General features: G+C 75.1%; 2 protein-coding genes. Both read right to left on the minus strand.

What is annotated here, in order from left to right; translation table 11 throughout:
* Window positions 1–1,325, minus strand: a 1,325-nt coding sequence (locus AC5LUJ_RS09785) for a lysine N(6)-hydroxylase/L-ornithine N(5)-oxygenase family protein (protein WP_493464806.1), incomplete at its 3' end; no start/stop codon positions are given.
* Window positions 1,326–1,404: 79 nt separating this feature from the next.
* Window positions 1,405–3,504, minus strand: a 2,100-nt coding sequence (locus tag AC5LUJ_RS09790; RefSeq protein WP_493464805.1) for an IucA/IucC family protein, incomplete at its 5' end; no start/stop codon positions are given.

The raw sequence follows: 3,504 nt of genomic DNA on the forward strand, positions 1-3,504 counted from the left end.
CCAGGAGCGGGAGCGGAGCTGGGTGCCGGTGCGCCGGTGGGCGCGCCGAAGGTCGTGAAGGCCGATCGCCGCGGGACGCGGTAGGCCGCGCCGCCGGTCAGGTCGTCGAGGATCACCGCGGCCCGCCAGGCGCCCAGGCCGAGGTCGGGCGTGCCGACCCCGTGGGTGTGCAGCTCGGCGTTCTGGACGTAGATCCGCCCGCTGACCTGCGGCGCGGTCGCGAGCCGGTAGGCGGCGTCCACCTGGTACCGGCCGGCGTCGTCGAGGTCGAGCAGGTCCGTGACCGGGCCGAGCAGCGTGGGCCGGCGGGCGGCGTACCCGGTCGCGAGCACGACCCGGTCGGTCTCGACCGTGAACGCGCTGTCCTGCGGGACGTGCCGGCAGGTCAGCCTGATCCGCCCGCCCGCCGTCCGCGTCCCCGACTCGATCGCGACGTGGGGCAGCAGGGCCGCGTCCACGGACCCGCCGGCGACGGTCCGTTCGTACAGCAGGTCGTAGATCTCCGCGATCGTCTCGGCGTCGATGCCCTTGTACAGCTGCCACTGGGTGGGCAGGATCGCGTCCTTGGCCGCCTGGTCCAGACCGTGGAAGTACCGGACGTAGTCGGGTGTGAACTGTTCCAGGCCCAGCTTGGAGTACTCCATCGGGGCGAAGGCCGGCGTCCGTGTGATCCAGTGCAGGGCCTGGCCGGTTTCCGGCTGGGCGCGCAGCAGGTCGGCGAAGACCTCCGCGCCGGACTGCCCCGAGCCGACGACGGTCACGTGCCCGGCGCCGGCCAGGCCGGCCCGCCGCGTCCGGTACTCGGCGGAGTGGAACACCTCCGGCCCGAGCAGCCCGGCGAGCGCCGCCGGCACCGACGGTTCGGTCCCCACCCCCAGCACGATGTTGCGGGCCAGCACCGTCCGGGCGGCCCGGATGTGGCCGTCGGCCTGGACGCTCACCTCGGCCTCGAACAGCCCGGTGTCCGCACGCCAGCGCAGCGCGTCCACCCGGGCGCCGAAACGGGCCGACGCCAGGCCGGTGGCCACCCAGCGGCAGTAGTCGTCGTACTCCTGCCGCAGCAGGTGGAAGCGCTCGTGGAAGTAGAACCGGAACAGCCGGTCGTGCGCGTGCAGATAGGACAGGAACGACCAGCGGCTGGTCGGGTCGGCAAGGGTGACCAGGTCGGCGAGGAAGGGCACCTGCAGCCGGGTGCCCGGCAGCAGCAGGCCGGGATGCCAGGAGAACCCCGGCCTGGTCTCGAAGAACCGGGTGCGCAGCCCGGGCAGCCCGTCGGCGAGCGCGGCCAGCGAGAGGTTGAACGGCCCCAGCCCGACGCCTACCAGGTCGAACGGCCGTCCCGCGTGTCCGGCTCGTCCTGCCCGCGCTGTGCGTCCGGGCGGTCCTGGTTGGACAGTCGGGCACTCACGATCCGAGCTCCGTGACGAGCGGGTTGGGGATATCGACGTACAGTGACTGAGTGGCGACTGGGCCGGCCAGTTCGTCGCGGCCGTCGACCGCTGTCGCGAAGTTCGCCTTGCAGCGCAGGACGGGGGAGCTCAGCAGCAGGCCGAACAGGCCCGGCACGGCCACGCCGTCGGCGGCCAGGTCGGCGCGTAGGCGCACCAGCAGGGCGCGCACGGCGGCCAGCAGGTGGGCCTCGTCCGCCCGGTTGGCGGCACCCAGGGCGCCAGCCAGCCCGAACACGTTGTTGATCATAAGGTAGTAGAGCACCCGTTCGTCCACGAGAGCGTTGTCGAAGATCGCGGCGAGCCCGTCGCCGAACCCGGGCACGGCCCGGCGGGCGGCGTCCGCGTGGGACGCGGCGACATAGTAGCCCTGGCTGTCGCGGTACCAGCCGGCCGTGGGCCAGCCGTGGTCGTCCAAGGTGACCAGGCAGTTCTGCTGGTGCGCCTCCAGGCCGACCCCGTGGCGCGCGTACAGGTCGAGCGCCGGCGCGGCGACGACGCGCAGGTAACGGGCGAACCAGTCGGCGGCGATCTCGGCGGCGGGCCGCCCGGCCCGCGCCGCCAGCCCGTCGATGATCCTGGCGAGCATGGACGGGCCGGGGTCGGCGGGGTTGGCCGGGCCGGTGCGCACGGCCCGGTCCGGGCGGTCGGCGACCAGCCCGGCCACGCAGACCACCCGGTCGTCCGCGCCGAACGGGTTCACCCGGATCGCGCTGTCCAGCCCCGGGCCGGGCGCGCCCGCGGCCCCCGGGGCCGGGCTTCCCGCGCCCGGCGGGTTGAGACCGACCCACGCCGGATCCTCGAGCAGGTGGAAGCCGGGATGGGCGCTGGCCAGCCAGTCCCGCGGGCCCGCGTCGAGCAGTGCGCTGACCTGGGCGCTCAGCTCCAGTTCGCCACGCAGGTTGACCCGGCGGGAGTTGGTGATCCGCATCCCCAGGGAAAGTTTGATCATGACTGGCGCATCCGGCCGCCACACGGTGCGCAGCGACGCCGTCGGATACCACGGTGGCCCGGCCGGGCCGAGGTCCACCAGCAGGCCATCGGCGATCATGGCGGTGACGTCCGGCCGGGCACGCAGATGGCGGGCCTGCCAGGGGTGTGCCGGCAGGAGGAGGTGGCCGGCGGGGGCGGCGGGCAGGTCGCGGTCGGGCAGCAGGCGGCGCAGGAGTTCCGCCGGGCCGCGGCCGGCGATCGTCCCGCCCGAGGCCGCCACCGACGGGTGGGCGGCGAACCAGTGCAGCGCGAAGGAGCCATGTAGCTCTGGAGAGTATGTAGCCAGTTCCTCCGGCGAGGCGCCTTCGCGGCTCTTCGCTGTCGGATGGAACGGATGCCCGGTTATCAGCGCCTGTTCGGCGACGAGGAACAGCGGCAGGCCCGCCGCGTCGCCCGCTCTGTCCGCCACGGCAGACGCGCCCGCCCCGAACGGCATGGCCGCTTCGGCCGCTGCGGCCGCTGCGGCTGGTGTAAGCGGCACAGCCGGTAGGACGGCCGGGCCAGAGGGCGCGGCTGGTCCGGGCGGTGCTGTCGGCGTGCCCGGCGTAGCCGGTGCGCGGTGGGTGGTGGCGCGGGCTTCGATGTGCACGGCGATCCGCCGCAGCGAGTCGATGACGCGGCCGAGGCAGTCCGCGCCCGCCGACGCCGGCAGCCCCTGCCGGCTGGCGATCTCGCGGACGAGCAGGGCAGCCAGCAGCCCGGCGTCCACCGGCTGGCCTCCCGCGACCGGGCCTCCCGGGGCCGGGCCTCCCGCGACCTGGCCTCCCGGGGCCGGGCCGCCCGCGACCGGGCCTCCCGGGGCCGGGCCGCCCGCGACCGGAGCCTCCCGGCTCGGGCCTTCCGGGGCTGGGCCGCTGATGACCGGCGGGCCGAAGCGGTGCCAGCCGCAGGGTGAGCGATAGTGGACGGGCACCTCCAGGGCCAGGCCGGAGGCGGGCAGGCCGATCCGCAGCGGGCCGCCGTGGCGGTCCACTGCGATCCCGTTCTCCCGGACCCAGCAGCGCAGCAGCGTCTCGGTGACCCTGATGTCCGCGGCGGCCGCCGCGGGGGTGGGCCTCACGGG

The sequence above is a fragment of the Protofrankia sp. CiP1_Cm_nod3 genome (genome assembly GCF_982290655.1).